Origin of the sequence: Frankia nepalensis (assembly GCF_016786325.1) — a bacterium.
GTDB lineage: Bacteria > Actinomycetota > Actinomycetes > Frankiales > Frankiaceae > Pseudofrankia > Pseudofrankia nepalensis.
Genome location: NZ_JADWYU010000083.1, coordinates 71,401 through 96,310, shown reverse-complemented (window position 1 = coordinate 96,310; position 24,910 = coordinate 71,401). Strand labels below are relative to the sequence as shown.

The window sequence follows — 24,910 nt, the reverse complement described above, 5'->3', positions numbered from 1 at the left end:
GTGCTTGACGGTCTTGCCCGGCCCTCGTCCCCCCGCTGACCGGTCGCCGTGCGCGCCAGGGCGAACACGGGCAGGATCGATCGGGGCGATTCTTCCAGCCCGGCGGGCGAAACAGGACGGGACGGGACAGCCAGGACTCCCCGCGGCCGCGCGGAGGGCCGCGGCGGCGCACTGGGCCGATAACCTCGGGGCGCGGCACGGGGGGCCGGCGGTGGCTGGTCACCGACCTGGGGAACTGTCAGGATCGGTGGCCGGCCCCTGCCGCACAGGCCCGGCAGGAGCGGCGGACGGTGGTCCGTGGCGGGCTTCGCCGGAGCCGGCGCGGATGTCGTCCTCGGCGGTGCCGTCGAGTGGATGGACGTCCTGGAACACGTGCGCGAGGTGGTTCGCGGCTCGTCGGTGGTGAGGTCGCGGACGTCGAGGCGGATGACGCGCACCCGACCGGCGCCGACGCCGTGAACGCGGGCGACGTGTGGCGTGTGCGGCGCTTTACGCTCCCTGTGCTCCACCTCCCCCGTGGTCTACGCCGTTGACCTGGCGGCGCCGACTCGAGGACCGACTCTCATGGCTCCGGGCTAGCGTGATCCCTTCGGGGTGCTGGCGGGCTTGTCTCGACCATCGGACTCTCCGCCGGGCAAGATCCGCCAATGGCGCTTGACCTGTTCATCAGCCGTGCGGATCTTGCATGGCCGGGGTCGGTGGTAGCCCTTGGGCGCCGGCACAGCGGAGTGACCGGATCATGGATGGTCGCGTCCCAGGGAGGAATCGTTCGAGGCTGAGCCGCCGTCCTGGGTACGCGGCGCGCGCCATTCCCGCTCGAGGATCGCGAAGTCGATCTCGGTGCTCCACCGGCCCTTGAACCACTCGTTCTCCACCAGCACCGCTTCCTGGCGCATGCCGAGCTTGCGGAGCACGGCCGCCGAGGCGTGGTTCTCCGCGTCGATGCGGGCGGTCACCCGGCGCAGCCCGAACTCGTCGAACGCCAGCGCGAGCAGCGCCCGGGCCGCCTCCGTGGCATAGCCCTTCCCGTGGAGGTCCGGATGCAGGACGTAGCCGATCTCGCCGCCGCGGTGCTGGGCGCTGCGCCAGAAGAAGACCAGGTCACCGATCAGCTCGCCCGTCTCTTTGAGCACGACGGCGAGCGAGAGCATCTGCCCCTCGTGTTCCAGCTCCGACCGGACGAGGTCCGGGTTGGTGAGCCGTTCGGCGATCTGCTCGCGGCTCGCGGGTTCCGGCGGGATGTAGCGGCAGACGTCCGGCCGGGACCGGTAGGCGTGCAGGCCGTCGACGTCGCCGACCGGGTCGATTGGACGCAGCAGCAGCCGGGCGGTCTCGATCGGGTAGCTCGGTCGAAGCGGCCCGAGAGTGGGCTCCGGCTGGGTCACGGCGGCGACCCGGAGGCCGGGCGGGCGCTGCCGGGCGCGGCCAGATGCAGGGGTGGGGGCTCGCGGCCGGGGGTCGCGGCGACCTGGCCGGTCGACGCGAGGACCGTTACCGTGCCGTCGGTGTTGACGACGGTCGGGGCGAGCTGGCGGTCCACGAACTTCTCCTTGCCGGTGTCCGCCGGGGTGACGTAGACGGCCAGCGCGACGACCCGGTTGCCTGCCCTGGCGGGCGGCGTCCGCGTGCGCAGGACCTTCGGGTTGCCGGTGAGGCCGGTCTGGCGGGTGAGGGCACCCAGCGTCACGCCGTCGGCGTCGATGACCAGACGGGCGGTCACCGGGCGGTCGGGGTCGATCGGGTACGAGACGTCGCCCGTGGGACCGGTGACGACGAGCCGGGCCGAGATGGCCCGTTCGGGTGACGGGTCGACGGCCACGTCCAGGGTGACGGCGTCTCCGGTGTGCTCGGCCAGCCGTTCCAGCCGGGTCCCGGCCGGCGCGTCGGGTGTCCGGTTGTACGCGGGCGGGATCCGCAGCAGGTAGGCGGGCCGGCCGGGGTTGTCGGCGACGACGGCCAGGTCGGCGGCGCCGCCACGGGTGACCGCCCACCGGACCCGGCCGTCGAGTTCCGGCGGGTTCGCGGCCAGTGAGGTCGGGTGCATGAGGTACTCGGGGTCCACCGACAGGAACACCAGCGGCTCACCTGGCAACGCGTCGACGATCGTGTCCAGATCGCGGTCGTGACGGGTCAGCGTCACGTTCGCCGGGATCGCGAAGGCCAGCACGAGGCAGGTCAGCCCGGCCGCGACCGCCCCGGCGGCCCCGGCCAGCCGGGGCCGCCACGCGGCCAGGTCCACCAGCCCGCGGGCGCCGAGCTGGACGAGCACCGCCAGCACCGGCAGCAGGTAGAACGGCCCGATGTACTTGATCCCGCCCCACAGGAAGGCCGCGTTCCACGCGCCCCAGAAGGCGACATAGCCGGCGAGGAACAGCAGCGCGCCGACGCCCAGCGCGGTCCCGGCCGCGCCGACTCGCCGACGCGCGACCGCCGCGACCGCGCAGCCGAGCATGACCACCCCGCCGCAGGCCCACCCGCCCAGCAGGAACAGGTGGTTGCCGACCGCCGAGAGGCCGTCGAGGAAGCCGAAGTCGTGTGCCCGGTCCGTCGGGTAGAGCCGGCGAACCCCGAACCCCATCTTGTCCTCGGACTCGAGGTAGGCGAACGGCAGCCGCAGCGGCGAGCCGGTCGCCGCCGCGTTGAACGCGAGCAGCAGTGCCGCCGGTGGCACGAGCCCGAGGCCGACCCGCCCGAGCAGCCAGCCGCGCCCGCCGCGGGCGGTCCACACCGCCCAGCAGGCCAGCGGCGCGAGCAGCACCAGCACGTCGAACGGCCGGACCGCCACCGCCGTGCCGGCGGCGAGCCCGGCGCCGGCCAGTGCCCACCCCCGTCGGTCACGCCAGCCGCGCCGTTCGGACGGAGCGCCGCGTGCCGCGGCCAGGCCGCGCAGCAGTCCGAGGACCGCGAGCTGCGCCAGCACCAGCACCGGCAGGTAGGCCAGCAGCATCCCGTCGAGCAGCACCACCAACGGCGACGTGGTGAACAGCGTCGCCGCGACCGCCGCGACCCGCCGGTCGGCGAACAGCGCGAGCCCGAGCCGGTAGGTGGTCACGACGGCCGCGGCGGCTACCAACGCGAGCCCGGCGCCGAAGCCGCCCGTGACCAGCAGGCTGAGCGCGAACAGCGCCGGGACGAACGGCGTGTACTTCAGGACGTAGTGGCCGTCGGTGGGGACGGCGAGCCAGGGCGCGTACGACGCGGCCGGATCACCGGCGACGGGGAACAGCCGGCCGGCGGCCAGGGTCTGGGCCTGCAGCCGGTACAGCGCCTCGTCGTTGTTGATCGACAGATGCGGGAACAGCAGGTATTTGACCAGCAGCGCGACCACGGCGGCGACGAACGCCAGCACGGCCACGTACCGTCCTGTCGGGCTGGTCGCGGCCAGCCGGGCGGCCGCGCGCGCGGCGATCCGCCGGCCAAGGCCGCCCCCGGCCCTCCCGCCGCGGGGCGGCGGAGCGTCGGTGGTGGGGCGGTCGACGGGATCGTCGTCCGGGCGGGCCGTGGGGATACCGGAGGACTGCCCGGGAGCGTCGACGGTCGCCGCCCGCCGGTCCTGATCGCCTCGCGCCCTGGTCACCGGGGTGAGCGTATCCGCCGAGCTGGGACGCTCCGGATGCAGGTACGGCACCGTTCGTCACATACCGTTCGTCCCCCGCCGCTCATCGCGTTTCGCCAAGAGGCGTCACCGAGCCCTCGACGCGCCGGTCGCCTCCCTGGCCGTCGGCGTCACCGCTCCAGCCGGCCGTGGTCTCGTCGGTCAGTTCGTCGATGGCGCCGGGCTCTAGGAACGGCTCGCCGTCGACCCACGGCTCGGACGAGTCGCCGAACGGGTCGGGCTCGGCCGCCGCCACGCCGTCACGGGCACCGGCGTCGCGCGCGGGGCCGTCAGCCGCGCCGCCGACGGTTGCGCCGCCGACCGGAGCGGTGGCGATCTGCGCGGCGGCGACCTGTGTGGCGGCGGAACCGTCAGCGGCGCCGGGCTGCTCGGTCAGCCGCGTGACGGTCCCACCGCCCCGGACCGCGCGCTGGACCCGGGCCGGATGCCAGGCGAGCTCCGGCCCGACCGCCACGGCCTCGATCTCGTAGCGTCGGCGCTTCTCGCCCTGCGCGTTCTCGAACTCGCGCTGGCGCAGACGGCCGATCAGGATCGCGCGGTCGCCCTTGCTCAGGGTGGCCGCGACGTGCTCGGCCAGCCTGCGCCAGCAGGTCACGTCCAGGAACAGCTGCGGGCCGTCGACCCAGTTGTTCTCCTTGCGGTCGTAGCGGCGCTCCGACGACACGATCCGGAACGAGCAGACGTAGAGCCCGGTCGGAGTCACCTTCAGGTTGGGGTTCTCGAGGAGGTTTCCGACGAGGTACAGGGTGGCGTCCAGCACGCTGGCCTCCGGGGCAGGGGTTCCGCGGACGGGCGGGCCGGCGAGCGCCGGCCGCGCCGTCAGATTGGCCGCGGGCGGTCGCGCCGGGAAGCCGGCGACGGCCGGCTGTGGACGACCGCGCATCGTCCACAGGCTGGTCGCGAGAGCATAAATGATCTATTAGGACGGGAACACCGGTCGGTGGGGCGGGGTTGGCAGCGACGGGGGCCCGGTGACACGAGGCGGTGTCGTCGCCGCTTGGCCGTGGCGGGCGCCGGTGGATGGACCTCGACGGGTGACATGACCGGGCGGCACCTCGGTAGCGCGCCGGTCTGGACCGCTGGCCGGGACGAGGCCGGCGGGATGTTGATGACGAACGAGGGGATACGCATGTCGACAGCGACCCAGACGCCGAATGCCGCCGCCAGCGGGACTTTCCGGCTCGGCGGTGACCTTCCAGTGCGCCGGCTCGGCTACGGCGCCATGCAGATCACCGGCCCCGGGGTGTGGGGGCCGCCGGAGGATCCGGACGGGGCGGTCAGGGTGCTGCGGCGCTCCGTCGAGCTGGGGGTCAACTTCATCGACACCGCCGACTCGTACGGGCCGTATGTCAGCGAGGAGCTGATCGCCCAGGCGCTGCATCCCTACCCCGAGGACCTGGTGATCGCGACCAAGGCCGGCTTCGTCCGGACCGGGCCGTCGCAGTGGGTCCCGGTAGGTCACCCGGCCTATCTGCGCCAGGAGGTGGAGCTGTCGCTGCGCCGGCTGAAGCTGGAGCGCATCGATCTCCTCCAGTTGCACCGCATCGACCCGAAGACCCCGGTCGAGGACTCCCTCGGCGAGTTGAAGGCGCTGCAGCAGGAAGGCAAGATCCGCCACATCGGCCTGTCCGAGGTCAGCGTCGACGAGCTCGCGCACGCCCGCACGCTCGTCGACGTCGTCAGCGTGCAGAACCGGTACAACCTGGCCGACCGTGCCTCCGAGGCCGTGCTCGACTACTCCGAGCGGGAGGGGCTGGGCTTCATCCCCTGGTTCCCGGTGGCCACCGGGAAGCTCGCCCGTCCGGGCGGCCCGCTCGACGCGGTGGCCTCGGCCCACGGCGCGACGCCGGCCCAGCTGGCGCTCGCCTGGCTGCTGCGCCGCTCGCCGGTGATGCTCCCGATCCCGGGCACGAAGTCGGTCGCCCACCTGGAGGAGAACGTCGCCGCCGCCGGCATCACCCTGACCGACGACGAGTACAAGTCCCTCGAGTCCGCCGCCGGCTGAGCCCCCGGCGGACGGTGCCGGGCATTCCGGGCGGGATGACGCCCGGAACGCCCGGTGCCGAGCGGCCATCTTCACCGGGCGGCCCATCCTCACGAGCGGTCATCGTCGCCCGATGGGCACCAAGTGACCCAGATCGCGAGTCTTCGGGCCGTGAAGGGACTTTTAGCCTGTGGCGAATGGCTCCTGGCACGGGCATCATCGGCGTGGCCCGCGCGAGGGGTGCCGGAACCGTCTCTACCCGACCTTCTCGCCCGTCGACAGCCGGCATCGGCCGCCTTCAGCGACCCGTCATGCCATGCTGTCGACGACGCGGGCCGTTCAGTCCCACTGCGCGACCAACACGAGGCCGCACAATGGAACACGAGCGCCCGTAGCTCAGCGGATAGAGCGAGTGCCTTCTAAGCACCAGGTCGCAGGTTCGATCCCTGCCGGGCGCACAAACCCTGCCTCCCAGCGCTTGGCCATCTTTCTGATCAAGGTTGGCCGTAGCGCGACGCTCAGGCAGCCGGTTGCTTTCCTCCCGTGTCAACCTTCGAAGATCGCGCCGCGGGCCGGTCTGAATGCCCGCTCGGGCCCCTGCCGCGTTCAAGGAAGCCGGCAGCCCCCAGAGGCCAGCAGTCCTCGGATGCGCGCGCTGTTCGGCGGTCGAGCCACCCCGGCAGGATCCACGGCCAGCGACCGCGGGCCCGCCTGCGCGCCCGGGGCGAGAAGCTCGTGGGCGAAGTGCCGCCCACGGCCTGACGGGCCGCCGTGAGCGGCCGCGCCACCCGCGCCACCCGCGCCGGCGGCCGCCGACGCGGACCCGAAGCGCACAGGCTGAACACAGGAAACGGACAGCGGGAGCAAAGCCAGCCCCGCGACCCTGTGAGGGACCCAGGCAGCCGGTCGGCGGAGGAGGACGTATGGCAAAGCACCAGCGGCAGGATGGGGTCTCGTCCTATGAGGGACGTCCTCTCGCCCGGCCGGCGGAGGAGATCGTCGATCAGGGGCTGGGTTTCGATGTCGGCACCCTGCTGAGCAGGCGACGGATCCTGGCGCTCGTGGGCCTGGGCGCGGCGACGGCCGGCCTGTCGGCGTGCGGGTCCGGTTCCTCGGCGCCGTCGGGCGCGTCAGCCAGCTCGGCGGTGTCCTCGGCGGCGAGTGACGTGTCCGGGGAGATCCCCGAGGAGACGGCCGGCCCGTACCCGGGTGACGGGTCCAATGGCCCGGACGTGCTGGAGCAGAGCGGGGTCGTGCGCGGCGACATCCGGTCCAGCTTCGGGACGGCGACCGGCACCGCCGAGGGTGTCCCGATGGTGCTGGAGCTGACCGTCACCGACCTCGCCGGCGGCGGCGCGTTCGCGGGGGCCGCCGTCTACGTGTGGCACTGCGACCGGGAGGGCCGCTACTCGATGTATTCGGCGGGTGTCACCGACCAGAACTACCTCCGCGGCGTCCAGATCGCGGACGCGGCCGGCGCGGTGCGTTTCACCAGCGTCTTCCCGGCGTGTTACAGCGGGCGCTGGCCGCACATCCACTTCGAGGTCTATCCCGACCAGGCCAGCATCACCGACGCCACCAAGGCCATCGCGACGTCCCAGGTCGCGCTGCCGAAGGACGTCTGCGACCAGGTCTACGCGCAGCCCGGCTACGAGGCGTCCACGCGGAACCTTTCCCGGGTCAGCCTTGCCGGCGACAACGTCTTCGGGGACGACGGCGGCGCCAGCCAGCTCGCCACGGTGTCCGGCGGCGTTGGCGACGGGTATACCGTCGCCCTCGCCGTGGGGGTCGACACCACCACGGCGGCGGGCGGCGGCGCGGGCGGCGGCGCGCCCGGTGGCCGGCCGCCGGGCGGCCAGCCAGGCTGACCCGAGCGGGTCGGCGCTGGCCGGCCGGCGGGGGTGGTCCGGTCGGTGCCACCGACGTGACGTGACGTGACGGCCAGGACGAGGTTCTCGATCTCCGTGGGACCTCGTGGCGAGCGGGCGGCGGACCCGTCTCCAGGGCCTCGATGGCCCTGGGCGCGCCTCGGGCGAGGCCGGTCTCACACCCGGCGGAGCCGCTCCGGATCAATAACTACGTTCAAAATCCGGGCACTTCAGCAACGGCGCCGATCCGGCGCCGGCCGCGTTCCGGGGCGGGCCGCCGTCGTCGTTTCAGCGGGGCCCGGGAGCGGCGTTCCGGCTGGTCAGGAGGCTGTCAGGGTCGGGGGAAGGAGATCGGCGGCCTTGGAGACGAGTTCGGCGCGGCTGCGGGCCTCGTACTTGTCCATGAGCCTGCTGACGATGCGCTGGGCGGTGCGGGTCGAGCAGTGCAGCTGGTGGCCGATCATCTCGTTGGTGGCGCCCTTGGCGATCAGGGTGACGATCTGGCTGTCGCGCTGGCGGATCCGGGCTTCGGAGGCGTCGGCCGGATCGGGCGGAACGAGATGCTGGGCACCGGCGTAGAGGCTGTCGATGAGGTTGGCGTAGAGGGCGACGGTGGGCTGGTGGGTGAGGACCAGGGCACCGCGAGTGATGTCGTCCGGGTCGCGTTGGACGAGGACGGTCTCGTCGTCGGCGAGGATCGCCCGGTAGGGCACGTCGGGGTTGGACCGCAGCCAGCCCAGAGGTGGCAGGCGGCGGGTGGGGCCGCTGCGGGCGGCGTCGATGCACTCGGGGGTCCAGACGGAGCTGAGGCGGACACCGCGGAGGGCCGCCCGGATCATCGCCTCGACGACGGGGTTGTTGTGGTCTGACCTGGGGTTGTGGTCGAAGCCGGCGAGGTCGGTGAGCATGACGCGCAGGCTGATGGTGGCGTGTTCGACGAGCTCGACGATGCGCAGGGCGACGTCGCCATGGTTGATGGTCTCCGTGCCACCCGCGATGACGAGCTTGCGGGTGCCCTGGCGATAGACGGCGGGGATGTGGCTGCGCAGGAGGGCGGAGCGTTGACGGGCGCGTTCGGCGGCGGCCTGGGCGTGTTCGGCGTGCTGGCGGGCGTGGCGGGCGTCTAGCCAGGCGGCGAGGTCCTGGGCGATCCAGCTGCCACCGACCTGGCGTGCCTGGCCCCGCTCGGCCTGCTCCGCCAGTTCGGCGGCCACCTCGTCGAGCGGCGCGCCAAGGAGCTCCGCGAGGGACTCGGCGGAGCTGTAGGGATGCAGGGCCAGTTGCTCGTGACAGGTCAGGCCGAAGGGGCTGAGTCCGAGGAAGCCCAGGTCCAGGTCGCTCAACTTCTGCTCTTCGTGCGGTCGTGGCTGGGTGAGTGCCTAGGTGGCGCGCCGTCGAGGCACCGGGGCCAGGGGTTGGCTGGTAGCCACGTCGCTACCTGTCATCGAATATCGCGAAGGCGGACGGTATCCGAATCTGTGGCTCCTTGCGATGGCTACGGCACGGAATGGCGTAGTCAGGACATGGTGTCTCTCACGCGCCAGATCCGGGGACGCGTGCGCGGACACCGGTGGAGAAAGCGTGATCAGGTCGGAGACGGTGCGCGAGGACGGTCGGGTTTTCTGTCACGCAAGGTCGGCACCTGGCCGCCCGGCGTGGTCATATTTTGCCCGACTTGGGTGGTTGCGCGAAAGTGATCGGCCGTCCGCCGACCGCCCGATCACCGGCGGCGTGGGGCGGGTCGGCGCCCGGGAAGCGGGCGGTTCCGGAGCCCGTGAGCGGAGCCCGTGAGCTGGGCACGACGGGGGCGCGGGCCCGTCGGGACCGGGCTGGCGCGGTAGGCGGCGACGCGCTCGCCGACGCGCCGGCCGGGCTTGCGCGGCGTGCCGGGCGATGGCCGCCGGCAGGCTACCCGAGGCGGGCCCGATCACCGCCCGGGCCCGGGCGGCCGTGGCCAGGTAAGGACACGTGACGCAAAGTTGGCGAATAGTGGCCACTACGGTGACCTGTTCACACCGCTCCGTATCCGGTTACGGTCAGCACCGCGCCGAGGCCAGTGGGTCCGGCGCCCCCGCGATACCCCTCCGCGCGGGGGCGTTGGCTACCACGGCTCCGTCATCCATCCCTGCCGTGGGCTTGGGTAACCATCACCCAGGCCTGGCCTCGGCGCAGCCATGCCCGTTTTGCGGCTTTTGCTGGTGATGGGAGTGAGAGATGGAGCGTTGGCCGGTGCGCTACCGGCTCGCCGCGGCGCTTGTCGTGCCCCTGCTGGCGCTCGCTGGGCTTGCCGCCCTGCTGGTGTCCCAACAGGTGGACGCGGCCCGCGCCGCGACCCGTAGCCAGACCGCCGCCCAGCTGACGATCAAGGTCAACTCCGTGGTGCGCGCACTGGCGCAGGAGCGGTACGCGACCTTGTCGTTCATCGGGTCGCGCTACAACGCGCTCGAGGCTGAGACCGCGGCGTCGCGTCCCGTGGTGGACAAGGCGTTCGCCGAGTTGCAGGCCGTCGCGGCGGGCCTGCCGGACGACCCGCGGCTGAACGACGCGGTCGTCGCCGCCGAGCAGCAGATGACCCAGACCCTGCCCGAGATCCGCAAGCAGGTCGACGAGCGCGGCCTGCAGCCGGGCGGGGCGACCGACCAGTTCAACGGCATCGTCCGCTCCTGGCTGAGCGTCGTCGCGGCGCAGTCCGGCGTCGGCACCAGCGACCGGGAGGTCGTGCGCACCGTCGCCGCGCTGACCGCGATCAGCAACGTCACCGAGCAGACCGCCCAGCAGTACGGCTCCGTCAGCGTCCTGCTGATCCTGAAGCAGATCATCCCGGAGAACTTCGGCGCGATCCGCTCCGCCGACGGTGCCGAGGCCGCCTGGTTCAGCCAGTTCCAGGTGGCCGCGACCGACGACCAGCGCGCGCTCTACGACCAGGTCGCCGGGCCGACCCTCGGCCTGGTGGACGAGCTGATGAACCGGGCGCTGACCCAGGCCCAGACCGGCGCGCCCGTCGACGTCACCGCTGACCAGTGGGCCCCGGCGGTCCGAGCCAAGATCGACAAGCTGCACGCGGTCGAGGACCGGATCACCGAGGACCTCGCCACGACGAGCAGCGACCTGGCGTCGGCGGCCAGCACGCGGGCGTGGCTCGCGGGCGTGCTGGCGGTGGTGGTCATGGCGCTGACGGTCGCGGTGTCGGTCGTGATCGCGCGACGGCTGGCCCGGCAACTGCGCGCTCTGCGGGAGGACGCGCTCGAGATCGCCGAGCAGCGGCTGCCCGCCGTGACCGCGGCGATCCAGGACCGCCGTGCCGTCGAGGACGACCTGGGCGTGGGCGACGGCCTGCAGCAGGCGGACGAGATCGGCGACGTCGCCCAGGCGCTGCGCGACGTGTACGCCGCCGCCGTGCAGTCCGCGACCGAGGTCGCGGCGCAGCACTCGGTGTCGGCGTCGATGCGCAACCTGGCGCGCCGCAGCCAGACGCTGATCCACCGCCAGCTCAAGCTGATCACCGACCTGGAGCGGGACCAGCAGGACCCGGACATGCTGGAGCGGCTGTTCCGCCTCGACCACCTGGCGACCAGGATGCGCCGCGAGGTGGAGGGCCAGATCGCGCTGTCCGGCGGGCGGCCGTCCCGGGTGTTCCGCGCGCCGGTCAAGGTGATCGACACGATGCGGGCCGCGGCCGCCGAGGTCGAGTCCTACACCCGGGTGGAGACGTCGACCAGCGTCGAGGACCGCCTCGTCGGCCCGGTCGTCGGCGACGTGATCCACCTGCTCGCCGAGCTGATCGAGAACGCCTGCCAGATGTCCCCGGACAACACCCCGGTGAGCGTGACGGCGAGCCGGGTCGGGACAGGGGTCGCGGTCGAGGTCGAGGACCGCGGGATCGGGATCTCCGCGCCGACGATGGCCGAGCTCAACGCCCGGCTGGCCGACCCGCCGCCGTTCAACCCCCAGGCCGAGGGCGACAAGCTCGGCCTGTGGGTCGTCGCGAACCTCGCGGCCCGGCACGGGATCACCGTTCAGCTGGCCCGCAACCCCTACGGCGGCGTGACCGCGATCGCGCTGCTGCCGTCGGAGGTGCTGGCCGACATCGAGATCGCCGGGCCGGTCGGGGTGGTGGGCGGCGACGACCCGATCCGGGCCGCGCTGGCCAGGATCAGTCCCGTCGACCGGCTGGACATGGTCGGCGCCGGCTACGACGAGCCTTCGGCGCCAGCCGTCGCGCCGCTGAGCCTGGTGACCGACAACGGCCTGTCGGTCAGGCAGCCCGGCGCGCTGACCGGTGACGTGGAGTCGGTCCGGGCCAGCTTCTTCAGCCGTCCGTCGGGGCAGTGGTCGACCAGCGACGAGCGGGATTCCGGCTCCGGCCGGACCAGGCCCGGCCCGTCGGGGCCGACGGAGGCCGGCCAGCCGGTGTTCGACGCGATGGCCGCCGACTGGGCGTTCGACCCCACGCCCCCGCCCGCGCCCCCGCCGACCATCCCCATGCCCGCGCCCGCACCGGCTGCCCCGGCGGCCTCGGCGTCCCCGCCGGTCCCGGCCTTCCCGCCGGCCGCGCCGATCTCGGCGTCCCCGCCGGTTCCGGCGTCCCCGCCGGCACTGCCGGTCCCGCCGGCTCCGCCGGCCCGGTCCATGCCGGTCCCGCCGGCTCCGCCGGCCCGGTCCATGCCGGCCGAGCCGCCGCTAGGTCATCTGCCTAACCGGCGCCGTGGCGAGAACCTCTCGGCCGAGTTGCGCGGCGGCCGTCGGGCCCCCGCCCCCGGCGGGGCCGGCTCCGGGCCGGACCCGGAGAAGGCCCGACGCCTGGTGACCTCCTTCCGTGCCGGCTTCCAGCAGGGCCTGCCTTCGGCGAACGACCACGAAAGGATCAGCGATGCCACCCACTGGTAATCTCGACTTCCTGCTCAACGACCTGGAGCGCCGGATCTCCGACGTCCGGTGGGCGGTCGCGCTGTCCTCGGACGGCCTGCAGCTGGCCCGCTCGTCGGCGCTGACCCGGGAGGGCGGGGACCACATCGCCGCCGTCGCGTCCGGGTTCCGTTCGCTCGCGCTCGGCGCGTCGCGCTATCTCGACGGTGGCGAGGTCCGCCAGACCATCGTCGAGATGGACGGCGGGTTCCTGTTCGTCTCCGCGATCGGCGAGGGCTCCTGCCTGGCGGTCGCCGCCGCCGCGTCCGCGGACCCCGGGATGATCGCGTTCGAGATGGCGCGACTGGTGACCCGGGCCGGGCAGGTCCTCACCCCGCCGATGCGCGCACACGTGTAGGGGTGCGCGGTGTCCCGGGGATACGACGAGCTGCCTGAGGAGGAGGCAGGCCCGGTCGTGCGGCCGTACGCGGTCACCGGCGGGCGGACTCGGCCCAGCGCCGCGCTGGAACTGGTCGCGCTCGTGGCCACGACGAGCCGAGGCCTGTCCACGGCACGCAGCCCCGCGATGCCCCCTGAGCAGCGCGAGATCGCTTTCCTGTGCCGTCACCTGCAGTCGGTGGCGGAGATCTCGGCGCACCTCGACCTGCCTCTCGGGGTCGCCCAGGTGCTGGTCGCGGACATGGCCCGCGACGGCCTCGTCGTGGTGCACCGCCCCGAGCGCCCCGACTGGCGACCCGATTCCGAACTGCTTCGAAAGGTGCTCGATGGCCTTCAGCGGCTCTAGTCCAGACTCCGAGCCCACCACAACCCCCCTGAAAATCATCATCGCGGGTGGGTTCGGGGTCGGGAAGACGACGTTCGTCGGTTCGGTCAGCGAGATCCCGCCGCTGACCACCGAGGCGCACATGACCGTTGCGTCCGTCGGCGTCGACGACACCAGCAAGATCGCCGGAAAGACCACCACCACGGTGGCGATGGACTTCGGCCGGATCACGCTGCCCGAGCAGGACGTCGTCCTCTACCTGTTCGGCACCCCGGGCCAGGACAGGTTCTGGTTCATGTGGGATGAGTTGACGATGGGCGCGGTCGGCGCCGTCGTGCTTGCCGACACCCGCCGGCTCGCCGACAGCTTCGCCGCGATCGACTTCTTCGAGGACCGACGGGTGCCGTTCGTGGTCGCCGTCAACCACTTCGAGGGCGCCCTCATCCATCCGATCGGCGACGTGCGCAAGGCGCTCGACATCGAGCATCCCGTGCTCAGCTGCGACGCCCGCAGCCAGCAGTCCACGCGCGCCTCGCTCATCGAGCTGGTCCGGCATGCCCTGGAGGCGACCCTCGCCGAAGAGGCCCGTGCCGCGCGCAGCGCGCTGCCGACAAGGACCTGACCCATGCCGCGGTCTCATCCAGGCGCCGGCCCGGCCTTGACCCCGCCGCGGCGCCGCCCGCTCCCAGCCGGCCGCCGGCCCGGCGCGGTGACCACCGCGCCTGTCCGGCGCGCGCCACGGGGTGGCTGAGCCATGGTCGAGGTCCTGCGGCTGGTCGAGGTCGAGCTCGAGCTGTCCATCGACAGGCATTGCCCGATCAGCCTCACCAAGCCGGCCGGACGTCCGGCGCCCGCGGTCGTCCTGCGGATGCCGGCGTACACCGCGGCCGGGCTCGCCCATGTCGTCGACCAGTGGGCCGGGATCCGCGGGCTTCTGGACCGCGCCACCACCGGCTGGGAGCCCGCGGCCCGCCGGCTGCTGCGCGCGGCGCGCCAGGCCGTCCCCATCGACGCCTACCCCGAGCTCGACGACCTACGCTACTGCTCCCTGCTGCATGCCCGCCCCGGGCATCAGATCGGTCCCGTCGTCGAGCTGGAGGTGGCCGTCGACCGGGAACGGCTGATCCGGGTCGAGGACCCGGCCGGCGGCGCGCTCCAGCCCGCCATCGTGGCCCGGATGCCACCGCACACGGCGGCCACGCTCGCCCATCTCATCGACCAGCGGGTCGCGATCGCCATGCTGCTGGACGACCAGGGCGAGGACGAGGTCCCGATGGACGAGTGGCTATCGGCCGCGCGGGCGTTCCTGGCCGCGGCCCGGCACGCCGTCGGGAAGGAGACCGCCTACCCCGAACTGGACGGGCTCCTGCGCCGCCCGCTGCTCGCCACCGCCGGCCGGGTCGCGCTCGCATGGGCCGGGATCCGCTGACCGGGGGCACGCGTGGTGCCCCGCTGTTCTTCGTCGGCGGGCTGGAGGGCCCGCCTCATCCGGGGTTGCCGCTCGCCGGCGCGCTCAGCCTCTCGATCGCCATCCGCGGCCTGGACCTTCCCGGCCGGGACGGCGAACGCCCGCCCCTGGACGACGTGCGCGCCATGGTCGCCCATCTCCTGCCGGCCGTGCTGCTCGCCCAGCCAGGGGGCGGCCCCTACCAGCTCGCCGGCTACGCCTTCGGCGGCATCCTCGCCTACGAGCTGGGCCGCCTGCTGCGCAACCTCAACCAGCCCGTGGGCCGGGTCCTCCTCCTCGACACCGCTTTGCCCCTGCCCGGCCAGCCGCCGCCACCCGCCGACTCGGTGCTCGCGATCCGCGAGCTGGCGAGAATGCGCCACCTGGCCTGCGGCTGGCAGGGCACCTGCCGCTGCGGCGTCGACCACTCCGTCCCGCTCAGCACGCAGGGCACCCGCATCGCCCGGGCGCTGGGCTCCACGGACCCAGCCCACCACGAGGACCACATCCTCGCCGCCGTCGACGTCTACACCGCCGCGCTGCGTGCCTACGCCACCTACCAGCCCCAGCCGTCCGACCTGCCCGTGACGCTGATCCGCGCCCGCGACTGGTCCAATCCCTGGGGCCTGCCGTCGCGGCTCGCCCTGCACACGACCCCGGCCCTCGGCTGGGAGCAGGTTCGCCTCGGGGACCTGCGCACCCACGTCCTCGCGACCGACCGGCTCAGCCTGTTCGCGGATCCCCACCTCTGGGACGTCGTGGCGACCCTTCAGAGATACCTTCCCGCCCCCGGCGGCCCCCCGGCACCCGGCGCCGCCGGGCACCGCTCCGGCCAGCCAGGCGCCGTCCCGCCGGCGCCGGGAGCCTGGGGCTTCTCCAACCCGCCGTCCGCGCCGCCGTCCGTGTGGCCGTCCGTGCCGCCGCCAGCGCGGCCGTCCGGGCCCCCGCCCGTGCCTCCGACCACGCCCCCGCCTGCGCCACCGCCGCCCCTGGGCGGTCGCGCCGGTGGCACAGGCGGGGACACGCTCGGCTGGCACTAGCATGGGCGGGGATCACCCGGTATCGGTCTTCCCCGTGGAGCGTCATGGCCCCGTCTCCCGCCCGCACCGAGATCAGCGCTCGGCTCCTGCTCGTCTATGGCGACCGGGTCCTGCTCGCGAGCCGGCGCGGACGAAGCTGGTATTTCCTGCCCGGTGGCCAGGTCCGGCCGGGTGAGACCGTCGAGGACGCGCTGCGCCGCGAGATCGACCGGGAGGCCGGTCTTGACGTCGACGACGTCGCCTTCGTCGGCTGCACCGAGCACACATACGCCGAGGACGGCGTCGTCGTCCATGAGCTGAACACGGTCTTCGCCGCCCCTCTCCCCTGGGCGGCTCAGATCCTGAGCCACGACCCCAACATTCGGATCACCTCGATCGCGCTCGACGACGTGACCGACCTCGAGCTGCGCCCGGCGGCGCTGACCGACCTGATCTTCCGCTGGGTCGAGGAGCACCGATCGGGCTGGCAGACCACCCTGCCCGCCGGCTGACGCGACTCCCGGCGGCCTCGGCCGACAGCGTCGACGACCGACCGGGCTCGACGACCGCCCAGGCTCGACGCCCGAACAGCTTCGACGCCCGAACAGTCCGACGACCGAGAGGAACCGACGGCCGTGCCACCCGCCATCCAGCTGGACGTTCGACTGATCGCGCGGACGGGCGAGGCGGTGCTGCTGACGCGGCGTTCCGCCGAGGCCTGGTACACGCTGCCGGGCGGCCCGGTCGGGGCCGCCGAGGGCGCCCCGCGCGCGCGCGGCCGGCCACTGGGCGCGCGCGCCGGGCCCCCGGCGGGGCGCGGGGCCGTAGCCGGCGCCGTCGAGCACACCGGCGACGCCGCCGACGAGGGGGCCAGCCCAGCCGTCGACCCGTCCGGCGAGTCCTGGGAGCGGGGGACACCGGGCGGGCGGCATGTCCTGACGCTGCTGTTCGCGACCGACTGGCCGGACGGCGTCGAGGTGCCGTCCTCCTGGCGGGATCGTGAGGTCGGCGCCGTGAGCGTCGACGAACTGGTTGTCACCCGGCTCGCGCCGTTGCCGGTCGCCTGGGCGACGCGGCGCTGGCTCGCCGAGCCCCACCCGCTGTGGCGGCGGCTCGCCCCGGCCGCGGCCGTCGCGGCCTGGTCGGGCTCCCGGCCCCCGGTCGCGTCGTTGCGCGCCCAGCTCGCCGCCCGCCGCGACCAGCTGAAGGGCCGGCGGTTCCGGGACGCGGCCGTGGCGGTCTGCGCGCTGGTGGCCGCCGCCGACGGCCGGATCGACCCGGCGGAACGAGACGGGCTGCGGGCCTTCCTGGCGACCGATCCCGTCATGACCAACTTCCCGGCCGACGAGCTGGAGCAGCTGTTCGAGGCGCATGTGGCGGCGCTCGCGACCGACGCCGACGCGGCCAGGCGCGAGATCCTCGCCGACCTCGCGAAGCTGCGCGGGCGGACCACCGAGGCGACAGCCGTGCTGCGGCTCGGCGAGGTGATCGGCCGCATCGACGGGGCCTTCCCGCCGGTGGAGCAGGCCGTCCTGGTCGAGGCGGCGGGGGCGCTCGGCCTCGACCCCGCCCAGGCCCTGTGATCGTCGCCTGCGCGGCGGGCACGCGCGGCCCGCGGCTCTAGGCCACCCCGCTGGCGGGGACGGCGGCGGTGAGCGCGGCCGGGTCCGTCCCGGGGAGCGCCTGGATGGCGGCGATCGTCTCCTGGACCTGCTCCGGGGTGAAGGAGGCGGGTGGATTGAAGGTGAGCCGGGTGGCCAGGTGGCCATAGCGTTCGCCGACGCGGGCGGGCACGTCCGCGGGATCCGCGACGATGCCGAAGGCGTCGACGACATCCTCGTCGATGAGCGCGGCCATCTCGGCCCAGCGGTTCTGCTTCGACAACATGGTCAGCTCGATGCCGAGTTCGCCCCAGCCGTGTAGCTCCAACACCGCCCGGTAGGCGGGGGTCGAGGCGTAGAAGGCGATCTGCGAGCGCATGCGGGCCAGCCCGGTGGTGATCTCCTCCTCCGTGCCGGTGGCGACGAAGCCGCCGACCACGATGTCGAAGCCGTCCAGGGTGGCGCCGGCGCGTCGGCGGCCCTCGGCCAGCGCCGGGATGGTGTGCTCGCGGATCCAGCGCGGGGTGGTGAACCAGTGGCAGAAGAAGCCGTCGGCGACCTCGCCGGCCACCCGGGTCATCACGTCGCCGACCCCGGCGAGCAGCACCCGCGGCGGGCCGAACGGGTGCGCGGCCGGCACGAACGCCGGTGGCATCAGCGTGTGCTGGTAGTACTCGCCCTCGAAGGCGAGCGGCGAACCCTCGGCCCAGCACGACCAGGCGGCCCGCATCGCCAGGACGAACTCCCGCATCTGCGCCGCCGGCCGGCCCCACGGCATCGAGAACCGGCGGGTGATGTGCGCCTTGACCTGCGAGCCCAGCCCGAGCGAGAACCGGCCGCCGGAGAACCGCTGCAGGTCGTTCGCCGTGTACGCCAGCGACATGGGGGAGCGGGACAGCGCGACCGCGATCGACGTCCCCAGCGCGATCCGGGAGGTGGCCGGCGTCGCGACCGCCAGCGGCAGGAACGGGTCGGAGCTGACCTCGCCGGTCCACACGCCGTCGTAGCCGGCCGCCTCGGCATCGCGTGCCTGGCCCGCCGCCGTCTCCAGCCCGCCCAGCGTGCCGTCGACCTTCACCCGCCACCTCCGCGCCCCTGCCCGCGACCAGCTCGACCTGGTCGGGAGCAATGTTGGCAATGTTCCGGCGCAGACGCACCCAAACCGCGCGCGGGCCCGTCGCTCACCGGTCGGCGACGGTCATCCCGTCCGGGTTCCAGTCGAGCGCCCAGCCGTAGCGGGCGGCGGCCTCGGCCTGTGGACCGTCGAGGCAGTCGTGCTCCCGGCGGATGACCAGGTCGTCCTGGGCGAGGTGGAACGACGCGACGACGCAGGTCCGCGTGGTCGGCGAGGCGTCGTCGAGCCGGATCGTGAGGGTCTCCCCGGTGCGCGCGCTGACGGTGAGGACCGGCCGCAGCGCCGTCCACGCCGGGGCGCCGTGCAGGCCGTAGGCGAAGACGAAGAACCGCTTGAACGTCGGCAGCGCGCGCAGGTCGACGAACATCGTCTGGCCGTCTCGTTCGTCCCTCGGGGCCAGCGCCAGCACCTGCCGGCCGGCGCCGGGACCGGGCGCGCTGGTGGCGCCGCCGAGCGTCTGCAGGACGCCGGCGGCCCCGTCGAACGCCTGCCAGAAGCAGCCCAGCTGGATGTCGCTCGGACGCGGCAGCCCGCTCCGGTTGGTCAGCTGGGTCCAGCGCAAAGTGACGGTCAGTGACCCCGAGCCGCGTTTCTCGGCTGTCCAGGCGGTCGCCGGGTGGTCGTCGTCGAGCGCCGTGACGTGTTCCAGGCGCTGCCGGTGCCGCGACGACTGCTCCCCGAAGACCACGGCGCCGCCCGGGCGGGCGGCTCCCGCCGGGGTCGGTGCCGGCCTGTCGCCGCCGAGGTCGAGTGGTGACCGCCCGGCCGGTGTCCCCGGCGCCCGCGCGGCGGCCTTCGCGCTCCCGTCGCCGCCGAGGTCCAGAGGCGAGCGCCGCGCCGGCTCGGCGGCGGGTGACGGCGACGGAGTCGGCGACCTCGGTGGCAAAGGCGCGGGCGGCCCGGGCTCGCCGCTCAGGTCGAGCGGCGAGCGGGCGGCGGGTCGAGCCGGCGTCGACGAGACCGGTGGGGCCGGCCGGACCGGCGGCGCCGGTGCTCGTGCCGCGTCACGCGGGCCGTGATCAGCCGGCCTCGGCGGTGCCGTGGACGGGCGGTGCGCGAGCGGCGGGCCGGAGGCGGCGGCCGGCTGGTTCGGCGCGGCCATCGCCGCGGGCGCGGGCGGCGGGTGCAGGTGGTCGGTGACCCTGCGCCGCGAGCGGGTGGGGGAGGTACGGGTGAGAAAGCCGGCGACGTCGGCGGGGCGCGCGGCCATGACCTGGTGGTGGCGGGGGTCGGCGAAGCCGGCGAGCCCGGTGGTGAAGCCCTGCCCGACGGCCCGGAACTTCCAGCCGGAGGGATGGCGGTACAGCTCGCCGAACAGCAGCGCCGTCTCCTGCCCGGTTTCCGGCTCCACGTCGTAGTGGGCGATCTCCACGTCGCCGGCCGGGTTCGACACCCGGATGAAGGCCCCTCGCACCGAACGGAACGTCTGCCGGCGGCCCGCCGCGTCGACGATGACCGCGCCCAGCTGCAGCCGGCTCACCTCGGCCGGTATGGCGGCGAGGGTGACCACCAGCGTCGCCAGTTCCGCGCCCTCGTGGGTGGCCGCCGGCGGCCGCGGGCTCTCCGCCGGGTTGGGCGCCTGATGCGCGAGCAGCAGCTCGGCGGCCGGTTCCGCCCCGTCGCCGCCGGCCCGCTCGACGACGACCAGGCCGTCCAGCTCGAGGGCGGGCGCGCGGTCGCCGGGCCGGTCCCGCCAGCCCAGGTCCACCTGGACCCGCTCGAGGCCGGGGCTGGCGGCGGAGAGCAGCACGTTGCCGCCCTTCGGCAGGAGGACGGTCATGGGGCGCCGCTCGAGGCACTCGCGAGGGTCACGATGGTCGCCATCCGCTGGTCGTCGGCTGTCCGGTTCATTCCAGGTCGAGGTCGGAACGTCGGAACTTGGCGTCCAGGAAGCGGGCCTGGACCGCGAGCCTGGCGGCATCGCCGGTGTACACGAGATCGGCCAGCTCGTTCGCCCCCTCGTCGAGGAGCACCAGCTGACGGACCAGGTCGTCGGCCGGCGAGGTGCCGGTCGGGCCGGGCCGCTCGGCGTAGCGCGCCGGCAGCGCCAGGTAGTCCCGTAGCGCCTGGGGAAGATAGTCGTCGATGATCGCGATCAGGCCGCGCAGTTCCTCGCCGTTCGGCGGGTGGATCTCGAGGTGCTCCAGCAGGGGGCGCAGCACGTCGTCGACGTCGCGCACCGTCGGCACCGCTCCCGGAGGGAGCCGCGCGCCCTCCGCGTTGGCCTCGCCGACGACCCCGGCGAGCGCCCACCACAGCCGCCGCACCTCGCGGCTGGTCTCGGTGTCCTCCCGCCTTCGCCCGTCACCAGCCGCGCCCGCTCCGTCCGCGGCGTCGACGGCGCCCGCGGACCCCGATCGCCGTCGCCGGATCACGACCCCTCCTGTCCGTCACGCTCCCGATCCCACGCGGGCCGGCCCGCGCTCGCGCGTCGCCGGCTGCCCTGGCCCGACGGGCCGGCGAGCCGACCGGTCAGCGCTCGTTCGCGCGGGCGCGCTCCAGGTACGCCTTCGACCTTCCCACCTGGGTCTCCAGCGCGGCGACCGTCGAGGCCATGCTGTCCACCGCCTTGACCCGGTAGGAGTCGATCTCGTCCATCGTCGCGAAGATGTTGTCGAACGCGGTCTGCAGCGCCTCGACGCTGACGGTGCTCGCCGAGGCCTGCGCCTGGATCTGGCCGGACTGCTGGCGCAGGAGCTCGCTGGTCTGCACGATCATGTTGTTGGTCGTGGCGTTCAGCGCGTTGATCTGGTCGAGCACCAGCTTCTGGTTCGCCAGTGCCTGCGCGACGACCACCGCGGTGCGCAGCGCGGCGACGGTCGTCGTCTGCGCCCGGTCGACGCCCTTGATGAGCTCGAGGTTGTTCTTGCGCACCAGGTCGAGCGCGAGATAGCCCTGCACGCTGACCGCGAGCTGGGTCAGCAGGTCCTGCTCGCGCTGGCGGATGGGGAACAGCGCGTCGGAGGTGAGCGCGTCCGCGGCGGCCGGGCTCGTGTACCGCAGCTGCTCGACCTTCGCGGTGACCGCGCCGTCGAGGGCCTTCGCGAGGGTCGCGTACTCGGTGAGCTTGCCCATGGCGGCCCACAGGTTCGCCTTCTCCTGCTCGATGGCCGCGTTGTCCTTGCGCAGCTCGTCCTGGCCGGAGCCCAGCGCCGTGATGATGGCGTCGAGCTGCTTCTGCGCCGACTGGTAGCGCTGGAAGTAGCTGGCGATCTTGTTGCCGAACGGCACCACGCCGAGCAGCTTGCGGGCGCCCTTCAGGTCGGCGCGGCCCGGGTCGAGGTCGGTCACGGTGCGGCGCAGCTCGACGAGCGTGCCCGCGACCCGCGTCTGGGCGTCGCCGGCGGGACCGCCCCGGCCCCGGCTGGAGCGCATCGCGGCGGCCGGGCGCTCGAGCATCCGGTTCGACACCCGGGCGCTGGCGACGATCTCCCGTTCACCCATCCGGGTGATGTCGTTGATCTTCTCCTGGAACGCGGGGCTGCGCGGGTCCTGCGCGGCGAGGTCGTCGGCGAAGGCGGCGGCGCGGGTTCGTAGCTGGGCGCGGGTTGCCTCGTCGATCGGGACCATGCTGTCGACCTGGTCATCCGGGATGACGGGGACCGGCGCCGGCGGCGTGAGTTCGAGCGTGCCCACCGCCGGGGGCTTGACGGTCGCCACGGCGGGCGGAGCCAGCGGCCCGCCCAGATTCAGCGAATCCGACATGTCGGTCCTTTCCGCGCTCGTGCCCCGTCTATCGAGGTCATCCAAGGCGACCAGCGATTTCGACCCTACGCCGGCTTGTCTGACGATCCGCCGCATTCAGCAGTCAGGCAGGGGACACAGCGGACGTGTTTGGACAACTCGCACCGGCGGCGCGGCGAGCGCCTCCGCGCGCCACGGGCGGCCGGGCGGCCGAGCGGCCGACGTGTCGGGCACATCCAGCGCGAACCCGCCAGATCGCCCGTCCGACCACGCCCAACGGCCCGGGAGGTCGCCAAGGGCGACGCATCCCGGGCCGAAGGACCGGTGGGTCAGATCAGCTGGTGACCGGTCCGACGCTGAGCTGCTGGACCGAGGGTCGCAGGCAGGCCTCGGCGCCGTAGGGCAGGATCCGCGGCAGCCCGCCGCCAGGCGGGATGATCCGCAGGCCGTACGCGCGCACGTGGGAACTCGGCTCGAGGCAGCCTTCCTGGATGCCGGCCTGGACCTGCCGGACGAGGAACGTCGCCGTCTTGCCGGGCGCGAGCACGACCGGCTTGGCCTGCCCGCTCTGGTGCACGGCCGGCGCGCCGATCCGCAGACCGAACCGGTTGGCGAACGCGACCGACGGGAATCCATTGACGGTGCACGAGCGGAAGCCGACGTTCTTGTAGCCGACCGTCACGTAGACGCTGCCCGCGGCGCCCTCGGAGCCGACGATGCTCGGGCGGAGCGCGAGCGAGAGGCACGCCGCGGGCAGGTGTTTCGAGTCCGGCGACGTGGCGGCCGGCCCGGTCGGGCCGCCGGCCGACGCACCGGCCGCGCTACCGCACACCGCGCCGACGGAAAGTGCCGCCGTCAGGATGGTCTGGCTGATCCTTCGCACCGGGTTCCCCCCTTTGCGCCGGGCGTGCCGCCTGGTGAGCGGCCACGTCCCGGGATCGCGTGGAGTGGCGCGGCTCGACCCCTGAGCCCGCCTGGGCCCACTCCTTCCCACCCTCTGTGATCGTCGAACACGGAAAGTGACTACCCGAGCTGGCCCTCGCCCACCTGATCCAGATGGTCGGCGCAACCTCCTTGCTGGCCGGCCGTGACCGCGAGGACTGCCACTGACGACGGCCGGGTGCCTCCATGGCGTTCTGCCCGTGGCCGCGGCTGTCTGGTCGTGGTCGTCCAGACGCCAGAGATCGGCGAGTTCGTCGGCGGTAGGCCACTTCGGCCGGTCGGCTGGACCATGACGGCCGCCGTCACGCTGATCGGGACGGTGCTCGCATACCGGGCGTGGCCGGCCGGCGCCTGCTCCGCGGCGGGACCCTCGATAGCGCGACTGTCAACATCGCATTGCGGTCCGTCATGGGCGGTCCTAGGGTTCAGACGTACCGGCTGGACGCCGCGGGTGGTGATGGTCAGGCCCCGGGCTGACCCACTCCTCAACGGTGAAGCCCTCGCCACCGGCCGGATATTCATGCGTCACGAACCGTCGCAAGCCGCCAGCCGGAGCCCTGGGATACGTCATCGCGGGTGCCGTCCGGGAGAAAGCAGCTTGAGCGAGCAGTGGGGATGGTGTGGGAATGGATCTGATGGGAACAGCCCGCCCGGGAATGGATATCGCCGAGCTGGCGGCGGAGCAGGTCGAACTGCTGCCCGAACGCATGACACTGGCGATCTGGGAGTATGACCGGCAGACTTTCGCGCCGATCAACTACCCGGTCAACTCGCCGGGCGCCGAGAACGCCGCCGTCGTGAACACCTCGGAGACGCAGACCATCAACGGCAACGGCTCGGTCATCCAGTCCATCATCAACAGCCAGTCCTTCATCGCTCAGTAGTGAGGGCCGGGCGGGCGGAAGGCGCGGTGGGCGCGGGCGTCCCCGCCCGTCGGCCAGCCCGTGCGAGCCGCTTTCCCCGCCGCCTGCGGCTGCTTTCCCGGCATTCCTTTGGCCGGTCGGAATCTTCGTGTCCTGACCGCGTTCTGAATGGAGCTGAAATTTCTTCCGGCGGCCGCGACACGCCCACGGAAATACTCTGAACCGCTTCCTGGCGCGACTAGCCTCCTCACTGACGGTAGTCATGGAGGCATCGAGCTGGGAGATGGAAAATGAGTGACGTCGGCGCGCAGGGGTGGGACGGGCAGGCGGAACTGCCCGGGGAGTGGGCGGAGCTGCTTCCCGATCGGACCACACTAGCCATAGTCGAGGTCGGCAGGAGGGAATTTTCTCCCATCAACTCACCGGTCGCTTCTCCCGACTCGAACAACGCGTTTATCGCCGCTAGCGCGGAACCACAGGTCGCGGGCAGCTTCATGCCGATCCTGTTCACGCTGGTACCGAGTATCAACATCATAACCCAGCAGCCGGACATTGCCGGGGTCAATCTCGGGCACGACTCCGGTGACGGGTATGCGGCTGACCGGCATGTTGGCGGTGAGCCTACGGACCACAGGTATGTCGGTGATGGGTATGCGGCCGACCGGCACGTTGGCGGTGAGGCGGCGGACGGCAGGTATGCCGGTGACCGTTATGTAGATGATCGGTATGTTGATGATAGGTCTGCGGACAGCCGGTATGCGGGTGATCGGTCTGTCGATGGTGGGCGCGTGGACGATCGGTATGCCGACGATAGGTATGTGGATGATCGGTATGCCGGTGGTGAGGCGGCGGGCGACAGGTATGTCGGTGACCGGTATGTAGGTGACCGTTATGCGGATGATCGGTCTGTCGATGGTGGGTATGTGGGCGATAGGTATGCGGGTGATAGGTATGCCGGTGGTGAGGCGGCGGACGGCAGGTATGCCGGTGACCGGTATGTGGATGATCGGTATGCCGACGATAGGTATGTGGGTGATCGGTATGTCGGTGGTGAGGCGGCGGGCGACAGGTATGTCGGTGACCGGTATGTAGGTGACCGTTATGCGGATGATCGGTCTGTCG

21 protein-coding genes and 1 tRNA gene are annotated in these 24,910 nt (G+C 73.0%); 12 read left to right on the top strand and 10 right to left on the bottom strand.

Features of this window, described 5'->3' with window-relative positions; translation table 11 throughout:
- Window positions 1–737: 737 nt before the first annotated feature.
- The 3 genes from I6A81_RS04185 to ssb form a co-directional block, all read right to left on the bottom strand.
- Window positions 738–1,385: a GNAT family N-acetyltransferase gene (locus tag I6A81_RS04185; RefSeq protein ID WP_203001791.1), complete on the bottom strand. Its 648-nt coding sequence runs from the start codon at window positions 1,383–1,385 to the stop codon at window positions 738–740.
- Entirely contained in the window at window positions 1,382–3,577 is a 2,196-nt protein-coding gene (locus I6A81_RS04180; RefSeq protein WP_307874463.1) for a glycosyl transferase, read from the bottom strand. The genes I6A81_RS04185 and I6A81_RS04180 overlap by 4 nt, the downstream gene beginning before the upstream one ends.
- Before the next feature lie 82 nt (window positions 3,578–3,659).
- A complete protein-coding gene (gene ssb, locus I6A81_RS04175; protein ID WP_238438133.1) occupies window positions 3,660–4,499 on the bottom strand; it encodes a single-stranded DNA-binding protein in 840 nt (279 codons plus the stop codon).
- 246 nt (window positions 4,500–4,745) lie between these two features.
- Here ssb and I6A81_RS04170 point away from each other — a divergent pair, with 246 nt between their 5' ends.
- The 3 genes from I6A81_RS04170 to I6A81_RS04160 all read left to right on the top strand — a co-directional run bounded on the left by I6A81_RS04170 (window position 4,746) and on the right by I6A81_RS04160 (window position 7,468).
- Window positions 4,746–5,621: an aldo/keto reductase gene (locus tag I6A81_RS04170; RefSeq protein ID WP_203001793.1), complete on the top strand. Its 876-nt coding sequence runs from the start codon at window positions 4,746–4,748 to the stop codon at window positions 5,619–5,621.
- A 364-nt stretch (window positions 5,622–5,985) separates the two neighbouring features.
- A tRNA-Arg gene (locus tag I6A81_RS04165) sits at window positions 5,986–6,058 on the top strand.
- Between the two features lie 465 nt (window positions 6,059–6,523).
- Entirely contained in the window at window positions 6,524–7,468 is a 945-nt protein-coding gene (locus tag I6A81_RS04160) for an intradiol ring-cleavage dioxygenase (RefSeq protein ID WP_203001794.1), read from the top strand.
- A gap of 320 nt (window positions 7,469–7,788) precedes the next feature.
- Here the strand turns inward: I6A81_RS04160 and I6A81_RS04155 are convergent, their stop codons facing one another.
- Window positions 7,789–8,811 (bottom strand): response regulator transcription factor, encoded by a 1,023-nt coding sequence (locus I6A81_RS04155; RefSeq protein WP_203001795.1) that lies wholly within the window; start codon window positions 8,809–8,811, stop codon window positions 7,789–7,791.
- Between the two features lie 871 nt (window positions 8,812–9,682).
- On the opposite strand from I6A81_RS04155, the gene I6A81_RS04150 reads away from it, so the two are divergent.
- The 8 genes from I6A81_RS04150 to I6A81_RS04115 all read left to right on the top strand — a co-directional run bounded on the left by I6A81_RS04150 (window position 9,683) and on the right by I6A81_RS04115 (window position 17,146).
- Window positions 9,683–12,355 (top strand): sensor histidine kinase, encoded by a 2,673-nt coding sequence (locus I6A81_RS04150; RefSeq protein WP_203010104.1) that lies wholly within the window; start codon window positions 9,683–9,685, stop codon window positions 12,353–12,355.
- Complete coding sequence (locus I6A81_RS04145) at window positions 12,339–12,731, top strand: roadblock/LC7 domain-containing protein (protein ID WP_203001797.1); 393 nt, start codon at window positions 12,339–12,341, stop codon at window positions 12,729–12,731. The genes I6A81_RS04150 and I6A81_RS04145 overlap by 17 nt, the downstream gene beginning before the upstream one ends.
- 9 nt (window positions 12,732–12,740) lie before the next feature.
- Window positions 12,741–13,118 (top strand): DUF742 domain-containing protein, encoded by a 378-nt coding sequence (locus I6A81_RS04140; RefSeq protein ID WP_203001798.1) that lies wholly within the window; start codon window positions 12,741–12,743, stop codon window positions 13,116–13,118.
- Window positions 13,099–13,719, top strand: a complete 621-nt coding sequence (locus I6A81_RS04135; RefSeq protein WP_203001799.1) for a GTP-binding protein — start codon at window positions 13,099–13,101, stop codon at window positions 13,717–13,719. The genes I6A81_RS04140 and I6A81_RS04135 overlap by 20 nt, the downstream gene beginning before the upstream one ends.
- A gap of 132 nt (window positions 13,720–13,851) precedes the next feature.
- Window positions 13,852–14,526 carry a hypothetical protein gene (locus I6A81_RS04130; RefSeq protein ID WP_203001800.1) on the top strand — a complete coding sequence of 225 codons (675 nt, stop codon included), beginning with the start codon at window positions 13,852–13,854 and terminating at the stop codon, window positions 14,524–14,526.
- Window positions 14,508–15,584: a thioesterase domain-containing protein gene (locus I6A81_RS04125; RefSeq protein ID WP_238428614.1), complete on the top strand. Its 1,077-nt coding sequence runs from the start codon at window positions 14,508–14,510 to the stop codon at window positions 15,582–15,584. The genes I6A81_RS04130 and I6A81_RS04125 overlap by 19 nt, the downstream gene beginning before the upstream one ends.
- Before the next feature lie 44 nt (window positions 15,585–15,628).
- The gene (locus I6A81_RS04120) at window positions 15,629–16,075 is read left to right on the top strand and encodes an NUDIX domain-containing protein (protein WP_203001801.1); all 447 of its coding nucleotides are present in this window, start codon (window positions 15,629–15,631) and stop codon (window positions 16,073–16,075) included.
- 123 nt (window positions 16,076–16,198) lie between these two features.
- Window positions 16,199–17,146 carry a TerB family tellurite resistance protein gene (locus tag I6A81_RS04115; RefSeq protein WP_307874462.1) on the top strand — a complete coding sequence of 316 codons (948 nt, stop codon included), beginning with the start codon at window positions 16,199–16,201 and terminating at the stop codon, window positions 17,144–17,146.
- Window positions 17,147–17,183: 37 nt separating this feature from the next.
- Here the strand turns inward: I6A81_RS04115 and I6A81_RS04110 are convergent, their stop codons facing one another.
- From I6A81_RS04110 to I6A81_RS04090, 5 genes are all read right to left on the bottom strand, one after another.
- Window positions 17,184–18,242: a TIGR03617 family F420-dependent LLM class oxidoreductase gene (locus tag I6A81_RS04110; RefSeq protein WP_203002320.1), complete on the bottom strand. Its 1,059-nt coding sequence runs from the start codon at window positions 18,240–18,242 to the stop codon at window positions 17,184–17,186.
- Between the two features lie 103 nt (window positions 18,243–18,345).
- A complete protein-coding gene (locus I6A81_RS04105; RefSeq protein WP_203010103.1) occupies window positions 18,346–20,079 on the bottom strand; it encodes a TerD family protein in 1,734 nt (577 codons plus the stop codon).
- A gap of 67 nt (window positions 20,080–20,146) precedes the next feature.
- Entirely contained in the window at window positions 20,147–20,674 is a 528-nt protein-coding gene (locus tag I6A81_RS04100; protein WP_203002322.1) for a hypothetical protein, read from the bottom strand.
- Between the two features lie 97 nt (window positions 20,675–20,771).
- A complete protein-coding gene (locus I6A81_RS04095) occupies window positions 20,772–22,004 on the bottom strand; it encodes a toxic anion resistance protein (RefSeq protein WP_203002323.1) in 1,233 nt (410 codons plus the stop codon).
- Between the two features lie 313 nt (window positions 22,005–22,317).
- Window positions 22,318–22,866, bottom strand: coding sequence for a DUF4232 domain-containing protein (locus I6A81_RS04090; RefSeq protein ID WP_203002324.1), 549 nt, complete (start codon window positions 22,864–22,866; stop codon window positions 22,318–22,320).
- Between the two features lie 685 nt (window positions 22,867–23,551).
- On the opposite strand from I6A81_RS04090, the gene I6A81_RS04085 reads away from it, so the two are divergent.
- Window positions 23,552–23,809 carry a hypothetical protein gene (locus I6A81_RS04085; RefSeq protein ID WP_238428822.1) on the top strand — a complete coding sequence of 86 codons (258 nt, stop codon included), beginning with the start codon at window positions 23,552–23,554 and terminating at the stop codon, window positions 23,807–23,809.
- A 398-nt stretch (window positions 23,810–24,207) separates the two neighbouring features.
- Here I6A81_RS04085 and I6A81_RS04080 read toward each other — a convergent pair.
- On the bottom strand, window positions 24,208–24,910 hold a 703-nt coding region (locus I6A81_RS04080), incomplete at its 5' end, for a hypothetical protein (RefSeq protein ID WP_203010102.1).